Origin of the sequence: Sediminibacter sp. Hel_I_10, assembly GCF_000688335.1 — a bacterium.
In the GTDB taxonomy this organism is placed as follows: Bacteria; Bacteroidota; Bacteroidia; order Flavobacteriales; family Flavobacteriaceae; genus Psychroserpens.
The window spans coordinates 1,729,257-1,746,910 of sequence record NZ_JHZX01000001.1; the positions used below are offsets into that span (position 1 = coordinate 1,729,257).

Genomic DNA, 17,654 nt, shown 5'->3' on the forward strand with positions numbered 1-17,654 from the left:
ACAAAAAAGCCCCGTTTCAAAATTGAGACGGGGCTTTTTTATTGGGTTGTTTTTAGATTACTCTGCTTCTAATTCCAAGCTTTTTAAATCGTGGAAAAAAAAGTCTTTCTCATCATTCATGGAGACAAATAAACCATTAGGAAATTGATTGCCCAAAGCTTCGGTAGTAGCATCACAACCATCGGTCTCAAGCGTGCCTAAGTTGATTTCCTTGATAAAGGCATTGGTCTCACGATCAAATACAGAGAACGTGTGTGCTTGTTGGTTAGAGACTATGATTGCTCCGGAGCCATCAGGATATCTTGCAATGGCAATACCTTCTATGTCGCGTTTAAAATAGTCCCGACCAAAACATGAAATCTCCTCGCTGCCTTTTGAAGGATCTGCATAATATTTATGAATACATTCCATCTCATCTGCATAATACACAAAACCAAGTTCATTATCTACGGCTATGGCCTCTATCTCTTTACTGCCACTAAAACGGCCCAATTTGCGCGCCAGTTTGGCTTGAACTCCTAAGCTATCTGATACAATCTCGTATTGGTAAAGATAATCGGTGGTTGGACCAATTTTTCGACTTACAAAAGCATAGGTTCTTTGAGAATCTGGATTGGTATAGATGGCAATACCCATTGGCCTTCTATTGTTGATGTCCTCTTCATCTTCAAACACCAGAAAACCATCTCCATCCAAAGGTGTCATCTCTGGAATAGCATACAATCGGATTCTGTTTTTTTCCCTTTCAGTAAACATTAAAATATCGGTGGCTGTAGAATCATTCAGCTTAAAATCATAAGCCAAATCTACATTGTTAGGATAACTCAACCCTGTGATGGATTTCTCCCTAATGATTTTTCCGTCGAGATCAAAAGCGTAAACACCCCCGTCAACCTCGTCTTTATCGGTACCGAAGACAATGCTCTGCCCAGGATCGTTTTTGTTGACCCAAATTGCTGGATCATCAGTATCGTGCGGCGTTTTCTCTGTAATCAATGTCGGCTTGATTTCAGGCAGCTTTGGCCCACAAGACCAAAGCATACTTGTGACTAAAATTGCGAGGCTAGTTTTTCTTAAATAAGTCATATTTCAATCCAAAAGTTAAACGTCTTCCATAATATTCTGCTTGAGCAGTTCTTTGGCTAATGCCTTGGTAATAGCGTAAAGGCTGGTCTGTAATGTTATTCAAATCTGCATAAACCCTAAGATTAGGCGTGATGGCATAACTGGCGTTAAGATCTACCAAGACCTGTTGGTCATAATAGCGATCTTCAAAAGCGCTTCCTCCTAACTCATCGATATATGCGTCTGAAAAATTAACTGAAAAGCGAATGTTGAATTTTTTGTCATTGTAACCTAAAGAGCCATTAAACATGTTTGGCGACGTCCCAGGCAAATCGAGATTACCACGCTCCTCACCATCTTCATTTTTGATCCCTTTAGCATCTGAAGTTAAATAGGTATAGTTGACATAAACACTTAGGTTTTTAAGAATGCTTGGCAAGAAATCCAATTTTCTCTGGAAGGCAAACTCAGCTCCAAAGATGGTAGCACCCTGCCCATTAAGTGGCTGAAATACATCAAAACCAGTTTCGGCGTCTTCAAATTGAGACGTATAAATAAACTTATCGATATCTTTATAAAAGACGCCTCCTGATACTATCCCCACACTTTGAAAGTAGTATTCTCCCATAAGATCAAAACCCATAGACGTTGTAGGATCCAATTCGGGATTTCCTACATAGATTTCTTCATCTTCAGCAACCACATCTACCGAAGGAACTAGGTTTTCATAATTAGGTCTTGCCAAGGTGTTGGTCCAGGCAAAACGTAACACTGCTCTATCAGTGACATCATATTTTAAATGCACACTCGGCATCACGTTGGTATAGGAGCTTTCATCTGATATTTCACCTATCACCTCTTCTTCATCTAATATATCGTTTCCTGTGGCAGTAATTTGGGTGTTTTCTACCCTTAGACCGGCAAGTACGGTAAATTTAGTGGACACCTTTTGACTAATCATAGCATAGGCGGCATACACGTTTTCTTCAACATTGTAATTCGCTCTTAAAAACTCATCAGGCACACTTTCTCCATCTGCTGGGTTTAAGTTTAAACTTCCCAACCACTCTGGGGCAGCAAAAAAACCTGCTTGATATTCGTTACCGGCTAAAAAATCTGGATCCGAAATATCTCGAGCTGGCACATCCGCCAAGGTTGGATAGGTATCTGCAAGGTCAAACTCAAAAAAGTTGTTATCTCTATATTTCTTTTTAAAACGACCTCTTGCTCCAAATTTTACAAAACCGTCACCTTGATCAAAAAAGTTTGCCGGTAATTGAAAGTTGAGGAACATGTTAATGTCCTCTTCTTCGGTGTATTGGTTTTCCTCTGTAACCTCGTCGAATTCATAATTTGTAAGATTGTTGGCCTGCTCTGGATTTACAGGAGTAAATAATGGAAACTCGGGCAAAGACGGATTGTTGATGATGCTATATTCTGAAACATACTGGGCATATCTTTCGTTAAGCCGTTCTTCAGAAGCTTTGGCGTAAGAGCCCATCCAATCAAATTGAAGATTTCCGAAGAGGTGCTTGCCACCAAGACTATAATTTTGCATACGTTGATCTTCAAGACGCGTGTTCTTATTCCGATCATTATTCAAACCGGCTTTGGTTTCTCTTGCCGCTTCTATAGGAAATCTAACAGGGATATTGTTATCATTGATTTCAAAATCGCCGGCAGCAATATCTTCTGCATCCAACATTTCTTGAGCAAAGGCATATCTGTTTTCGCGATCATCACGCCAATTGTACATTGTTTTTAGATAAATGTTGTTATTAGCGTTGAAGTTATAATCTAGATTAGCAGAAAAGCTTCGTCTCACCCTTTGAATAATATAGGTGCGTTGCTCAAAAACATTGGTGTAAGGGTTGACATCTACAGCTTCTAAAATAGGTTCGCCGTCCTCATCATTTTGACCAGAATTGTATTCAAATTCATCTATCCATTCGGCTTCAATATTGTCAGATCCAAAGTCGTTATCATTTAAAGAGGCAGACACCATCCAGCCAAACTTGCCGTCTTTTGTTCGATCACCTAATAGAAATGAGCCGTTTAAGATGCGCTTATCGGTTACAAAACTAACCCCAGAGCCTGCTGTTGCAGAGAGCCTGAATCCCTCTGGCGCAGTACGTGTTACTAAATTTATAGAACCTCCAAGGGCATCGGCATCCATATCTGGCGTGACGGCTTTATTAACTTCTATGATCTGGATCATATCTGCTGGGATTAAATCCATTTGCACGTTTCTGTTATCACCTTCAGCAGATGGAATTCGCGATCCGTTTAAAGTTACAGAGTTTAATTGTGGCGCCAAACCTCTTACAATAATATTACGAGCTTCGCCTTGATCTACTTGCATGGTAATCCCAGGAATACGCTTTACAGCGTCACCAATATTAGCATCGGGAAATTTACCAATTTGATCTGTAGACACAATATTGGTAATGTTTTGCTTATTCTTTTGTGTGTTCAGGGCCTTAGCTTGACCACTAGCTTGACCAATAACTAGAATATCCTGTAAAGATTCTGCCATAGAAACCAGCGTTACATTGACTTCAACGGTTTGATCTTCTTTGACCTCTACTGTAACCTCTTGATCGGCATAGCCTAGATATTCGATTTTTAAGGTTTGACTACCTACTGGAGCATTTAATATTAAAAATTTACCGTTAATATCTGAGACTGTTCCTTTTTTTAGGGTTTCTAGACTAATGGTTGCAAACGGAATTTGGAGTCCTTGTTCATCAATAATCACACCTTGAATGTTGCCTTCTTGCGCGAAAGCAATACCACAAAACAAAAGTGAAGTGATGAATAAAACTAACTGTTTTTTCATAATAAGAGGGTTGATTAATTAGTTTCCCAAAATAAATGCATGCGTATTTTAAACGGTTTACCTCGGTTTTACGAAAATGTTACGCTTTGATCTTTTTGATGGTGACTTTATGCTCGCTTAACATTGAGGTAATCATTACGCTAAATGAAGGGCATAACAGCTATTTTAAATGGCTTAAGAGCTCCCGATTTTTTAAAGAATTTAGTATTTTGTTTGGGCGATGTCCTATTCCGAAGAAAAAATAAAAGTGCCAAGATTCAATGAGGCGTCTGGGTTTTATACCACTAAAAAACGCTCAAAAATAATGAGTAAGATTCGTGGCAAAAACACCAGACCAGAGCTGTTATTTAGAAGAGCGCTTTGGGCCCAAGATGTGCGTTACAGAATAGACAACAAGCGACTCCCTGGAAGACCTGACATTGCTATTAAAAAACACAAATTGGCTGTTTTTATTGATGGCGAATTCTGGCATGGCTATGATTGGGAAGAACGCAAGGCTAAGCTAAAAAGCAATCGGGGGTTTTGGATTCCAAAAATTGAAAGAAATATGCAGCGCGATAGAGAGGTGAATGCGCAACTAGAGACTCTTGGATTTACAGTGTTTCGGTTTTGGGAATCTGAAGTTAAAACCAATCTCAAAACGTGCATCAACGATGTAATGGTATATTTACAAACAGGCGATTATAATTGAGCTGTCATCGTTGAGTCAAATGTTAAATCTGTAATAACTATGGCCTATAATCGCTGAAATTTGCTTTAATTAAGAAAACTTGAAAACTAAAAAAATGAAATTAACAAACACATTATATATTGGTATGGCACTCGCTCTTGTTGCCTGCGGAAGTTCTGAAAAAGTGATTACAGCAGATGGCTCTGTTTACGAAATTAAAGGAAATGTTATTACTAATAAAGGTCAAGATGTTAGTGAAACACTTACCGAAGATGAAAAGAAAGATATCCGAGAGCTTGTAGAGAAGCAACAAGATGCTAAAAAACAGGCTGAAAAATTACAGAAAGAGTTAGAGAAAAAGCAAAGTGATTTAGAGAAAGCACAAAAAGAAGCCCAGAAAAAAAGGGATGAGCTCATTGAAAAGCAAGAAACGTTACAACGTCAACTTAAAGAAAAAGCTGAGGCCCGTGAAAATTATCTGGAAGCCAAAAAAGAACTTGTAGACCAAAAAGAAAAATATGAGCGTCTAAAAAAGAAAGGGAAACTTTCACCAAATGATGAGGAAAAGTGGCAAGAGCGATTTACCGAATTGAACGAGGACATTGAAAAAACCAAGAAAAAAATGGACGCTCTCAATAAATAACAGACGCTTATCAGTATGGCCCAAACCTTAAACGTTGCAGTTGTTCAAACGCATTTATTTTGGGAAAATCCCGAGCAAAATCGTATCAACTTGCTTGAAAAACTAAATCAAATTTCTTCGGAAATTGACTTAATTGTACTCCCAGAGATGTTCAATTCTGGCTTTACAATGAATGCAAAATCGGTTGCCGAAACCATGGATGGCGAAACCGTGTCATGGATGATTGCTCTTGCTAAAGAAAAACAGGCCGCCATTACGGGGAGTTTGGTCATTAAAGCGTCAGACGATTTTTTCAACAGACTCCTTTTTGTGTATCCCGATGGCACCATATTAAAATATGATAAAAAACACACCTTCACTTTAGCGGGAGAGCAAAACGTCTATTCCGCAGGAAAAGAGCGTTTATTGGTAGATTATAAAGGTTGGAAAATTTGCCCGTTGGTATGTTATGATTTGCGTTTTCCGGTATGGTCTAGAAATGATACAGATTATGACCTATTGCTCTATGTCGCCAATTGGCCAAAGGTTCGAATCTCGGCATGGGACACTCTTTTAAAAGCGCGAGCTATTGAAAACATGACTTATTGTATTGGTGTAAATCGGGTAGGTTTAGATGGCAATGGCCATGAATATTCAGGACATTCTGCAGCTTATGATGTGCTTGGTAATAGATTAGATACCGCCTTAGTCACTAAAGACGCTATAGAGATAGTTACTTTAGATAAATCGCATATTGAGAAGTATCGCCATAAATTGGGATTTTTAAATGATAGGGACGACTTTATTTTAAAGTAAAATCGATAATGGGGTCCCAATTGGCTCGGGCATCAATGGGCTCAGGATAGTAACTAATGTGCTCTGGCTGTGTACTCTTTAAGAAATTACCAGTATCCCACTTCTCATTGCCATTGGCATCAAAAATAATCCGCAAATAATAGGCTCCAGGAGCGAGATTTCTAAAATCTATAAGCTGCTCCTTGGCAATAGCTTGTTCATATTTAACCTCTGCCTTGTCTGTTACCAATTGAGCAATAATAGGGTACTCTGCATTTCTAAGGGTGAGCCTTATGTTAGAATAATCGGCAAATGTCTTGGTGTTCACATTATAACTCAAGGTATCATTGACATTTCCGAAGAAATCCTCAAATGCGTTAGGGAGCACCGTGATGTTATATTTTTGGGATTCTTCTTTTTCAAAAGATAGGTTATAGACATTTTTCAGTTCAGAAAAAGTAGAGGTAAACGGAACTTCTAGAGAATCTTTGTCTAAAACAGTGACTTGTTTCTCATCAAACCTTACAAAAGGTACCGAGCCTTTAATTTGAAAGTCTTCCCTAAAACTTAAGGTACTTGATGACAATGCTGTAATCACTAAAGAATCTCTCTCCAAATCCCTGAATTTATGGGTTAACGTGTCTACATAGGTTTTATTCTTTACCACAAAAAGAACAGAATCCCTTTCAATTTTGGGTTTGTACCAATAATAGAGAGAATCGGCCTTAGGATCTTTAGTAATACGTTTTTCTATGGTAGGAAGCGTATCGCCTATCATTTCAATTTCCATATCTTGATAATCTCCCTCATAGCCAAATGCTATTTTTTGGCCAGCAATCTGCTTTGGTCGTTCAGATTCAAAATCTAAAACTTCTTGAAACATGGTAATGGTATAAAAGGAATCTGTTGGTACAGTGACCACCCCTTCATAGAACCCTATCTTATCTGTTTTTGGTTGATAGGTATAATTTGGATTTTCCTCTTTGAGCGCTATCATTTTGTACTTACCTGCCTTGATGTTATCAATGCTAAAAATGGTAAGGCTATCTAAGGTATTGGTAATGTATTTTGGTCGTTCCTTGTAAACGGTAGAATCTGTATAGGTAGAATCCATTTCATAAAGCATGACCGATACAAAGGCATCTGGCTGGCGTTTTTCGGCATCTAAAATAGTTCCCGTGACGCGTAATGAGTCTATATAATCTCCCGTAGAAAATACATAACGGTAATAATCGTATGGATTTTCTTCATTATTATCTACAATACTCTGCCCAAAGTTAAAGGCATAAGTGGTATTATCATCAAGCGTATCATTGATAATAATTTGAATGTACTTACTGGCAACGCTTAATGGTGTGGTTGTAGGAGGAGGATCCATTGGAGGCGAGACAATCAATTGCTTCTGCAAGTTTTTCACCTTAATGTATTCATCAAAATAAATTCTAATTTCTTTCCCCTTAAAGTTCGTTGAATAGTTTTTAGGCGTTTCCCTGATGATTTTTGGCGGCTCAAGATCCTTGGCTCCACCGTCTGGCGTACCTCTACTGGCACAATTAATTGCCATTAAAGCAATAATTAAACAAACAAAAATTTGCAGGAAGATACGTTGCATGCTATAGAAGCTCTTTTTTCAATGTTAAGCAAATAAACAATTAATTTGTAGCAAACGCCAAAAAATTAACGCGGTTTTGACAAGGTCACCCCATGCTCAGTCTGTTATGGCCATTAACGCTAGGCTTAATTTGATGTCTTGTATCTTGTTCATGGCGTTAGCACAGGCTTCTATTGTAGCTCCAGTTGTAATGATATCATCAACCAAGAGCACGTGTTTTCCTCTTAGGCTGTCAAGATCTACAACCGTGAAATTTGAGTTGATGTCACTACTTCGTTTTAATCGGTCTTTGAAAACTTGGGTCTTAGAATTTGTAATTTTTACCAATGTTGTGGTATTCAATTCTGCATCCAAGGCCTTAGAGAGGGCTAAGGCAAATTTATCAACTTGATTATAGCCTCTTTTTCTGAGTTTTGCTTTGTGAAGCGGAACAGGCACTACGACTTCTATGGCTCTATAGCCTTCAAGAGTCTTTAATTCTTCACCCAGCCATTGTCCCAAAACCACCCCAATAGTCTCATGCCCTCTGTATTTCAAATTGTGCATGAGTTGCTGAACAATTCCTTTCTTTGAAAAATGCAAAAGGGCCGTTGCATTTTCAAATTTTACACGACCGTATAAGGTCTTATGGACGGCATTATTTGAATCGTCGTGAAAGTTAGTTAATGGCATTTCATGTCTGCAATTTGTACAAATATGTAGCTCGTTATCAGTTAAAAGACTGTTACATGCGTAACAAACATCTGGAAAAAATAAGTTCAACAAGTTTTTTACCATTTCAACGAAAAAAATTAATTAGAACATGTATATTCTATAGTTTCGCGCTTTACCATTTGAAAAATTAAAATGATAGTTAACCCTCAATTTTTTAACTACAGATTAATTATTGGTTCATTAATAGTTGCGGTCACCCTTTTAACGGTATTTAGTTTTACAAGTTATCAATCCATTGAGGCCCAACAACAATTTCTAGAACAGGAAAAAAATCTTGTCGAAGGCGAATTATCTGAAATGATAGAACGCTATGACGAAACCTTCCTAACTAATAATATAATCGCCTCCCAACTTCTGGACGCTAAAAGCGACGCGCAATTGGCTTTGGACTCGTTGAGAACGGTCAAAACAGATCTCTCAGCCCTTTCCAAACTAAAGCAACAGCTTAATTATCTTAAAGTTACTAATAAATCTTTATTTAGCACCATAGATTCTTTAGATGACGTCAACAGCGATTTACAATCTGAAAAGCACTTAGCATATACTGAACTTCGTCGCGAAAAAAACGAAAACCTCAGCTTAAAAAGGCAGAATGCCTCCTTAAATCGAGATATCGAGAAAGCATCACTAATTAGCGCCAATAGTTTTAAGGCTATTGGATACAGTCATGATATTGGAATCAGAAATGCCTCTAAAAAAGCGAAACACGTTTCTAGTATAGAGGTCTGTTTTGCACTTGCAGAAAACGTATTGGCTGCGTCCGGAAGAAAGAACCTCTACATTCAAATCCTTGATCCAAAAAATAATGTTGTTGCCGATAAAGGCGTGATTAATTTTGGCAAAGACCATTTGATCTACAGTCAAAAATTGATTGTAGATTACAAAAACGATGACATTGATGTTTGTTTAGACGTTAAGGCTGAAGCTAACGAAAAACCACTGCTTCCTGGCACCTATTTTATCTCTGTTTTTGAAGACGGAAGACGATTGGGAGGTACCCAACTGAATTTAAGATAATCCATTAGAAATATAATTTCAATCAAACCGCTCATTTAATTGAAGCGGTTTTTTATTTTTGTGCCATGGCAAATGATGATCAATTTAAAAAAGTAATCTCTCACGCAAAAGAGTATGGTTACGTATTTCAAAGCAGCGAAATCTATGACGGATTAAGCGCAGTATATGACTATGCCCAAAATGGCGCAGAACTCAAAAAAAATATTAGAGACTATTGGTGGAAAGCCATGGTACAAATGAATGAGAACATCGTCGGGATTGACGCTGCTATCTTTATGCACCCTACCACCTGGAAGGCTTCTGGACACGTTGATGCTTTTAACGATCCGCTTATAGACAACAAAGACTCTAAAAAGCGTTACCGCGCCGATGTTTTGGTTGAAGACTATTGTGCTAAAATTGAAAGCAAAATAGATAAGGAAGTTTCTAAAGCCGAAAAACGCTTTGGTGAGGCCTTTAATAAAGAAGAATTTGTAACCACCAACCCTCGGGTTGTTGGCTATTTTGAAAAAATAGACAGCATCTTAAAACGTCTGGGTAAATCTTTAGAAAATGAAGACTTAGCAGATGTCAAGGCGTTGATTGAAGAGTTGGAAATTGCAGATCCAATGACCGGATCCCGTAATTGGACAGATGTCAAGCAGTTTAACTTAATGTTTGGCACTAAGCTTGGTGCTTCCGCAGAGCACGCGATGGATTTGTACTTAAGACCAGAAACGGCTCAAGGTATTTTTGTCAATTTCCTCAACGTTCAAAAAACAGGACGTATGAAAATTCCTTTCGGAATTGCACAAACAGGAAAAGCCTTTAGAAATGAAATTGTAGCAAGACAATTCATTTTTAGAATGCGCGAGTTTGAACAAATGGAAATGCAATTTTTTATCAAACCAGGCACACAAAAAGAATGGTTTGAGCATTGGAAATCGGCACGAATGAAGTGGCATTTATCTTTAGGCTTGGGATCTGACAACTATCGTTTTCATGACCATGAGAAATTAGCCCATTATGCCGATGCCGCTACAGATATTGAATTCAAATTTCCTTTCGGATTTAAAGAATTAGAGGGCATTCACTCCCGTACTGATTTTGATTTGAAACAACACGAAGAATTCTCTGGCAAAAAGCTACAGTATTTTGACCATGAAGAAAATGCCAGCTATACCCCATACGTTCTAGAGACCTCTATTGGATTAGACCGCATGTTTTTGGCAGTATTTTCAAATGCACTGGAAGATGAAACTCTTGAAGATGGCAGTGTGAGAACAGTACTTAAATTGCCAGCTGTTTTAGCTCCAACAAAAGCAGCCATCTTACCACTGGTCAAAAAAGACGGCTTACCAGAAATTGCCCAAAAAATAGTTGAAGAATTGAAATGGGACTTTAACGTCACTTACGACGAAAAGGATGCCGTAGGACGACGCTATAGAAGACAGGATGCCAATGGTACCCCATTTTGTATTACCGTTGATCATGACACCTTAGAAGACCACATGGTCACTATTCGTCACCGTGATACTATGGAGCAACAACGGGTTAAGATTGATGATCTCAAAGACATCATCAAGAAAGAAGTTGATGTTAAGGAGTGGTTAATGAAAATGTAATTTGTTCCTGATAAATAAAAAAAGCGCCAAGGTAATGCTACCTTGGCGCTTTTTTTTAATGATTATGTTCTCCACCACTATCACTAAGCAACATACTCGTCCCTTTAATTACAATTTGCTTATCCTTTAAAGCTTCAGCATTTAAAATCTCAAAGCTGTTTTCGGTTTGGTTTCCCAACTCCAATTTTACTTTCTCAAAATTAAAGCCGTTCTCATTTTGCTCCACTAAAACTAAAGCGAACGCATTATCACCGACCTCAATGACCGCCTCTCTTGGCAAACCCAGCTGCTTTTGAGTATCAGTGATAATTTCTGCATCTATAAACATTCCAACAATAAAATTTTCTTGATCATTATCAAAATGCCCGTGCACTTTAACACGTCTTGTTTTATCGTCAATTGTGGTGCCCACCAAGTGTACTTCTGCTTCAAAACTTTTTCCTGAAGCTTCAGGAATCTTAAATAGAATTTTTTGTCCCTTCTTTACGTTCATGATGTCTTTTTCAAAAACCGATAGCTCTAAGTGAATATGATCGGTATCTACAATTTCCATGATCACTTCGCTTGTGGATACATAAGTCCCGTTGCTTACATTTACCTTAGTAACATAACCATCAATTGGCGCATAAAGGTTAATGGTTGTGCTGATATTTCCGGCCAAGACGTTTGACGGATTAATGTTCATCATTTGTAATTTTTTCTGTAATCCGTTGTAATGAGCCAAATTACTTTTATAGGTACTTTCAGCTTTGAGATAATTTTTTTCTGAAGTAATTTGTTCATCATATAGCGTTTTCTGACGCGTAAATTCAGATTTCAAATAGTTCAATTGTTCTGCAACTTCCAGGTAATTCTGCTGAATTTCCACAAACTCCGTGTTTTCCAAAGTCACTAAAAGTTGTCCTTTTTTAACCCTATCTCCAACCAATAAAGGTGTCTTAGTAATATAGCCAGCAACAAAAGTAGTTACGCTAGATTTATTATGAGGTGGCACATCAATCATCCCGTTGGCTTTTATTGATTGATTAAAATCAAATTCGACTAAGGTGCCAAAGGCCATGTCTTCACCTTCAAATTGGGCTTTTGTAATAGACACATCTTCTGCATGAGCATTTGTGCCTTCCTTTTGCTCTGGTTGTTTTTCTGAATTTCCACAAGCTACTAGAGCCATTGAAATTATGAGGATATATATACGTTTCATCTTTATAAAGTTAAATAGTTGATTGTAATTATCGTTTGATTGTATTGATTGAGCTGCTCCAAGTAAGTCAACTCAATGGTTTGGGCAGTCTCTAAACTTTGGATGTATTGAAAAAAGTCAATTTCCCCTTCTTTAAATGTTCGTGTTGCGGTCTTGACGATTTCCTCAGAAAGTGTTTTGCCTTGAGTCTCATAATAACGAATACCGTCTTCATAACGACTAAGTGTTGCCAAAAGCGATTGGTACTCTGCATCCAATTGTTTTTGATAGTCGTTCTTTTGTTCGATGACAATAGCTTCTGATAGTTTTGAAGCCTTAATTTTAGACCGTTGGGCACCAAATAAAATAGGAATCTTCAAACCAAATTTATAGCCGATGAGATTTTGATTTAATTGACTATTGGACCCCTGAAAATATTCGGCACTCAAATCTGGCAGAAACCCCTGCCGCTCTAATTTGGTCTTTGCTTGTTGGTATTGTATTGATGCGTCATAGAGCCTTAAACCTACGTTTTCACCTACCGATAAATTCTCAAGCTGTAGCTTTTCAAGCGCCTCTTCTTTAATATCAATACTGTCTACTTGAACTATTTTTTTTAATTGCTCGTTAGACAAAACCACATCCCTTAAAGATTGTTTATAAAGCGTCTCCAATTGCTTCTGTTTGGAGCGAGCGGTGATCATTTCAAGATAATTGGTTTCTCCCAACTCAAAACGACGTTCTGCTTTTTTAGCGAAGTCTTGATAAAGACTGTCCAAAAAGCGATACACTTTAGCTTTTTGCTTGGTATACCGTAGCTCATAAAAATTAGAATAGACACGCTTGGTTACCTGCTGCAATTGCAATACATAACTTGCCTCTTGCACACCAACTTTTGAGGTATTCACCTGCTTTTGGGCAAAGTAAACCGTAGGAAATTTAAAGTCTTGGGATACTCCAAACACTTTAAGTGGTTGGTTATTGATTGCCAAATTATTTTCGTCATACTGATAATAAATATTGGTTTTGTCAAAATTGAACGCCGAACCTATTAAAGCGTTTGATTCTTCAATTTTTAGATCTTCTGCTTTTAAGTTGGCATTGTTCGCTTTAGCTAAGGCCAAAGTTTCTTGCACGGTTAATGCTTTATTTTGTGCACTTACCGAAAAGGTAAACAGTAGGACTATAATTGTTGTTATAGCAGTTTTATTCATCTTTATTGTTTTTTTTTCTTCAAACCAAGCATACAATACGGGCAAAACCACTAAGGTCAACAGTGTTGCGGTTACCAATCCGCCAATAACCACCGTTGCCAAATGTCGTTGTACCTCGGCACCAGCGTTGGTAGAGATGGCCATTGGTAAAAATCCTAGAGCAGCTGCCATTGCCGTTAACAATACGGGCCTAAGCCGTTCTGTAGTTCCCTTTTTAATACGATCCTCAATATTGGCATGTCCTTCTGCTTTAAGCGCCTTAAAGTGTTCAATAAGTACAATTCCGTTTAAAACGGCTATCCCAAATAGCGCTATAAATCCCACACCTGCGGAAATGCTAAAGGGCAGATCTCTTATCCAGAGTAGAAGGATGCCTCCAACGGCAGATAAAGGGATGGCAGAATATACAATTAAGGCTTCCTTTACCGAATTAAAGGCGAAATACAGCAGAATAAAAATGAGTACTAGAGCGACCGGTACAGCAACAAGTAGGCGGTCTTTAGCACTTTGTAAGTTTTCAAATTGACCGCCATATGTTATTGTATAGCCTACAGGCAATTTGAGATTGCTATCTAAAATCTGTTGCACGTCGTTTACCACAGATTGTAGATCACGGTTTCTTACATTGATACCCACCACAATTCGGCGTTTGGTGTTGTCTCTAGAAATTTGAGCAGGACCTGTGGTATAACTAATGTCGGCCAGTTCACTAAGCGGAACTTTAGTTCCGTTAGGGGTGTCTATATACAAATTCTGAAGACTTGCTAAATTTTCTCGGTTCTGTTCTTGCAGACGCACCACAAGGTCAAATCGCTTTTCACCTTCAAAAATACTTCCCATTGATTCTCCTGCAAAACCCATTGAAATGATGCGATTCAAATCTGAAATATTTAATCCATAGCGTGCAATTTTACTTCTATTGAACGCCACGCTCATTTGAGGCAAACCCTCTACCTTTTCGACCGAAATATCTGCAGCCCCTTCAACATTTTGAATTAGGGATTTGATTTCTTCGGCCTTAGTGGCTAACACACTTAGGTCATCTCCAAAAATCTTAATCGCTACATCTGCCCTCACACCTGTAACCAACTCATTAAAACGCATTTCAATGGGCTGTGTAAACTCCACCTCCATTCCTGGGATTATGGTAAGGGCTTCTTTAAATTTATCGGCCAACTCATCTTTACTCGTTGCAGAAACCCACTCATCTTTAGGTTTCAGTTTGATTATAATGTCACTTTGCTCCATAGACATGGGGTCTGTTGGAACTTCTGCAGCTCCAATTCTCGATACCACCTGGTCTACTTCTGGAAATTTATCCAATAAAATCGTTTCAATTCTTGTCGTGATTTCTATGGTTTTCCCCAATGAGGTTCCTGTCTTTAATATGGGCTGAATCACAAAATCTCCCTCATCTAATGTGGGTACAAATTCACCGCCCATGGTACTGAATATCCAAAAACTCACAGTCAATAAGATGGCTGAAAGCCCTACAACCCACCGTTTGTGCAGTAATGCCCAATTGATCACAGGTTGGTACTGTTTTGTTATAAAACCCATTAGTTTTACTGAAATGTTATTGGCAGATTGCTTACTTGGTCTTAAAAACAAGGAAGACACCACGGGCACATAGGTTAAACAAAGCAGCATCGCGCCAATAAGAGCAAAACTAAAGGTCATGGCCATTGGCTTAAACATTTTACCTTCAATACCACTTAACGACAGAATAGGAATAAATACAATAAGAATGATTAATTGCCCAAAAATGGCAGAACTCATCATTTTTGAAGCACTTTTTAGAGTAATCTCGTCAATTTTCGTCTGTTTTTCAGAATTGTCAACAGTCTTAAGTTGACTCGATTTAGACATGATTTGAAATGCCGTAAACTCTACAATGATCACTGCTCCGTCGATAATGATTCCAAAATCGATAGCCCCTAAACTCATCAAATTGGCATCAACTCCAAACGCGTTCATCAAAATGATAGCAAACAATAAACTCAGTGGAATTACAGAAGCCACTACCAAACCCGAGCGCCAATTTCCGAGGAGCAAAACGACGACAAAAATGACAATCAACGACCCTAAGATTAAATTTTCGGCAACGGTAAATGTGGTCTTCCCTATCAATTCACTGCGCTCTAAAAACCCATTGATGTACACGCCTTCTGGCAATGTGTTTTGTATGGCTGCTACCCGTTCTTTCACGGTATCAATCACCTCTTTGGAGTTGCCGTCTTTAAGCATCATCACTTGACCCAACACTTTTTCTCCCTCTCCATTGCCTGTAATAGCCCCAAAACGGGTTGCATTTCCAAAACCAACTTGAGCAACATCTTTAATGTAAATGGGGACGCCATCGTTTTTAACCACGATGTTTTGGATATCTTCGATAGAGCCGACTAAACCTTCTCCTCTAATAAAAAAGGCCTTGTCATTCTTTTCAATATAGCCACCTCCTGCAACGCTATTGTTTTTTTCTAAAGCCTCGTAAATTTCTGAAATTGAAATTTGCATGGCCGTCAATTTGTTGGAATTGATAGCAACTTCGTACTGCTTTAAAAACCCTCCCCAAGTATTGATCTCAACAACACCAGGAATTCCAGATAATTGCCGTTTTACAATCCAATCTTGAATGGTTCGCAACTCGGTAGTGGTATAGCGATCTTCGTAACCTGGCTTTACATCGAGGATGTATTGGTAAATTTAGCCTAAACCAGTGGTAATTGGTCCCATTTCTGGAGTACCAAAACCGTCTGGAATTTGCTCTGAGGCAGAACTGATTTTTTCTGCAATAAGCTGTCTTGGCAAATATGTGCCTAGACGGTCTTCAAAAACAATAGTTACAACAGACAACCCAAATTTTGAGACCGATCTAATCTCTTTGACGCCTGGCAAATTTGCCATTTCCAATTCGATAGGATAGGTAATAAATTGCTCAACATCCTGTGTTGCTAGGTTTCGTGATGTGGTGATCACTTGCACTTGATTATTGGTAATATCGGGAACTGCTCCAATGGGAATTTGAGTCAATGAGAAAAATCCGAATCCAATAATAAAGGCGGTAAATAGAAAAACGATGAGCTTATTATTTAAGCTAAACTTGATAATATTGGTTAACATAATTCATATATAAAAAGATGAGTTAATGACAGCGCATTTTAAAAATGCACGTCTTATTAAAAATCTAAAAAATTGAATTATGCCATTTTTGGCGGTTGAAAAACGGATAGTTTTTCAAACAAAGAGCTCGACTCCTCGTAGAAGAAATTAAAAGGAATATCTATAAATAGTTGTTGATCTAAATCAAAAGAAGAGGTTTCAAACGTAAAGGCTATAGACGAGTGCACACAGGTTTGATGGTGATGTTTAAACGGTAAGTTCTCATGGTCTTTATGATCACTTGGGTGATTATCTACAGCATCCCCATAATGCTCTGCTAAAAACTGAAAAAAAGAATCGCCGTACATATTTTGGTGAAATTCGGCATGGTTTAGCAAGACATTGAGATTTGAAATGTCTTCAACACCGATTTTTAGGCTTTGAACAAGCACCAGTAAAGAAAATGCTATGGCAAACGCTTTTTGCATATGTTCAAAGTTATAAAAAAGAATCTTTAATTGATGACCGAAAATCAAAAATCACATTACAAATTAAATCTATTGAATTAAACGTCCATAAAAAAAAGACGCTCAAGTTCTTTTCAGAACCTGAGCGCCTTAACAGTTTATGTCTTTTATTTTTTTAAAATCGATACCCTAAATTAAAGCCAAGTTTGCCCACAATCTCGACATCTGAGTCTTTAGTATCTAACAAATTACGTCCTATGCCACCAACAAGCTCAAAAGTAAATCCGTTTTTAACCACCCATTTGCCTCCAACACCTAAGCCTAAAGCAAAATTTGTATAATCTTCACCTTCGCTGTAGCTAATTACCGAATCGCCATTACTTATAAAATAATACTCTTCATTTCTTACAGAATTTAACATTCCAAAGCCTTCCAAAAAGAAACCCGCCGCATATTTGTTTCCGAAGAACACACGGTAGTATGGCGAGACATAATAATTAAGGTCAATGTCAACATCAAAGGGTACAAATGCAGAAATCCCTACAGAAGAGGATTCGGATAAATTGCGCTCATAACTGGCTTCAATGGCTCCAATCAAGAGAAATATACCATTAATTTTTACTTCGTTATATTTTTCATAAACATCAGGTGCAGTCGTATCTTCTTGAGACAATGCAGAAAGCGTTACACACAACATAAGCGCACAAAAAACTATTTTTTTCATGTTATTTAGAGTTAGGGTTATTAAATGGT

Annotated in this window: 12 protein-coding genes and 1 pseudogene; 5 read left to right on the forward strand and 8 right to left on the reverse strand. The window is 38.0% G+C overall.

Annotated features, from left to right (window positions below; genetic code table 11):
- Nucleotides 1–57: 57 nt before the first annotated feature.
- Nucleotides 58–1,086, reverse strand: a complete 1,029-nt coding sequence (locus tag P176_RS0107725) for a phytase (RefSeq protein WP_026754161.1) — start codon at nt 1,084–1,086, stop codon at nt 58–60.
- Nucleotides 1,064–3,904, reverse strand: coding sequence for a TonB-dependent receptor (locus P176_RS0107730; RefSeq protein WP_026754162.1), 2,841 nt, complete (start codon nt 3,902–3,904; stop codon nt 1,064–1,066). The genes P176_RS0107725 and P176_RS0107730 overlap by 23 nt, the downstream gene beginning before the upstream one ends.
- A gap of 220 nt (nt 3,905–4,124) precedes the next feature.
- Here P176_RS0107730 and P176_RS19150 point away from each other — a divergent pair, with 220 nt between their 5' ends.
- The 3 genes from P176_RS19150 (at nt 4,125) to P176_RS0107745 (ending at nt 6,012) form a co-directional block, all read left to right on the forward strand.
- A complete protein-coding gene (locus tag P176_RS19150; protein ID WP_037348811.1) occupies nt 4,125–4,595 on the forward strand; it encodes a very short patch repair endonuclease in 471 nt (156 codons plus the stop codon).
- Between the two features lie 79 nt (nt 4,596–4,674).
- The gene (locus P176_RS0107740; RefSeq protein WP_156032980.1) at nt 4,675–5,217 is read left to right on the forward strand and encodes a hypothetical protein; all 543 of its coding nucleotides are present in this window, start codon (nt 4,675–4,677) and stop codon (nt 5,215–5,217) included.
- A gap of 15 nt (nt 5,218–5,232) precedes the next feature.
- Nucleotides 5,233–6,012: an amidohydrolase gene (locus P176_RS0107745; RefSeq protein ID WP_026754164.1), complete on the forward strand. Its 780-nt coding sequence runs from the start codon at nt 5,233–5,235 to the stop codon at nt 6,010–6,012.
- Here P176_RS0107745 and P176_RS0107750 read toward each other — a convergent pair.
- Nucleotides 5,999–7,555: an Ig-like domain-containing protein gene (locus P176_RS0107750; protein WP_231481211.1), complete on the reverse strand. Its 1,557-nt coding sequence runs from the start codon at nt 7,553–7,555 to the stop codon at nt 5,999–6,001. The genes P176_RS0107745 and P176_RS0107750 overlap by 14 nt on opposite strands.
- 144 nt (nt 7,556–7,699) lie before the next feature.
- Nucleotides 7,700–8,275 (reverse strand): ComF family protein, encoded by a 576-nt coding sequence (locus P176_RS0107755; protein WP_369793763.1) that lies wholly within the window; start codon nt 8,273–8,275, stop codon nt 7,700–7,702.
- A gap of 174 nt (nt 8,276–8,449) precedes the next feature.
- On the opposite strand from P176_RS0107755, the gene P176_RS0107760 reads away from it, so the two are divergent.
- Together P176_RS0107760 and P176_RS0107765 are read left to right on the forward strand one after the other, a co-directional pair.
- The gene (locus tag P176_RS0107760; protein WP_026754167.1) at nt 8,450–9,334 is read left to right on the forward strand and encodes a hypothetical protein; all 885 of its coding nucleotides are present in this window, start codon (nt 8,450–8,452) and stop codon (nt 9,332–9,334) included.
- Nucleotides 9,335–9,399: 65 nt separating this feature from the next.
- Nucleotides 9,400–10,938: a glycine--tRNA ligase gene (locus P176_RS0107765; protein WP_026754168.1), complete on the forward strand. Its 1,539-nt coding sequence runs from the start codon at nt 9,400–9,402 to the stop codon at nt 10,936–10,938.
- 55 nt (nt 10,939–10,993) lie between these two features.
- Here the strand turns inward: P176_RS0107765 and P176_RS0107770 are convergent, their stop codons facing one another.
- From P176_RS0107770 to P176_RS0107790, 4 genes and pseudogenes are all read right to left on the reverse strand, one after another.
- Entirely contained in the window at nt 10,994–12,139 is a 1,146-nt protein-coding gene (locus P176_RS0107770) for an efflux RND transporter periplasmic adaptor subunit (RefSeq protein ID WP_026754169.1), read from the reverse strand.
- A gap of 2 nt (nt 12,140–12,141) precedes the next feature.
- Nucleotides 12,142–16,455 (reverse strand): annotated as a pseudogene (locus P176_RS19155) (CusA/CzcA family heavy metal efflux RND transporter).
- A 77-nt stretch (nt 16,456–16,532) separates the two neighbouring features.
- Nucleotides 16,533–16,922 carry a hypothetical protein gene (locus tag P176_RS0107780; protein ID WP_026754170.1) on the reverse strand — a complete coding sequence of 130 codons (390 nt, stop codon included), beginning with the start codon at nt 16,920–16,922 and terminating at the stop codon, nt 16,533–16,535.
- 154 nt (nt 16,923–17,076) lie between these two features.
- Entirely contained in the window at nt 17,077–17,625 is a 549-nt protein-coding gene (locus P176_RS0107790) for a DUF3575 domain-containing protein (RefSeq protein ID WP_026754172.1), read from the reverse strand.
- Nucleotides 17,626–17,654 lie beyond the last annotated feature (29 nt).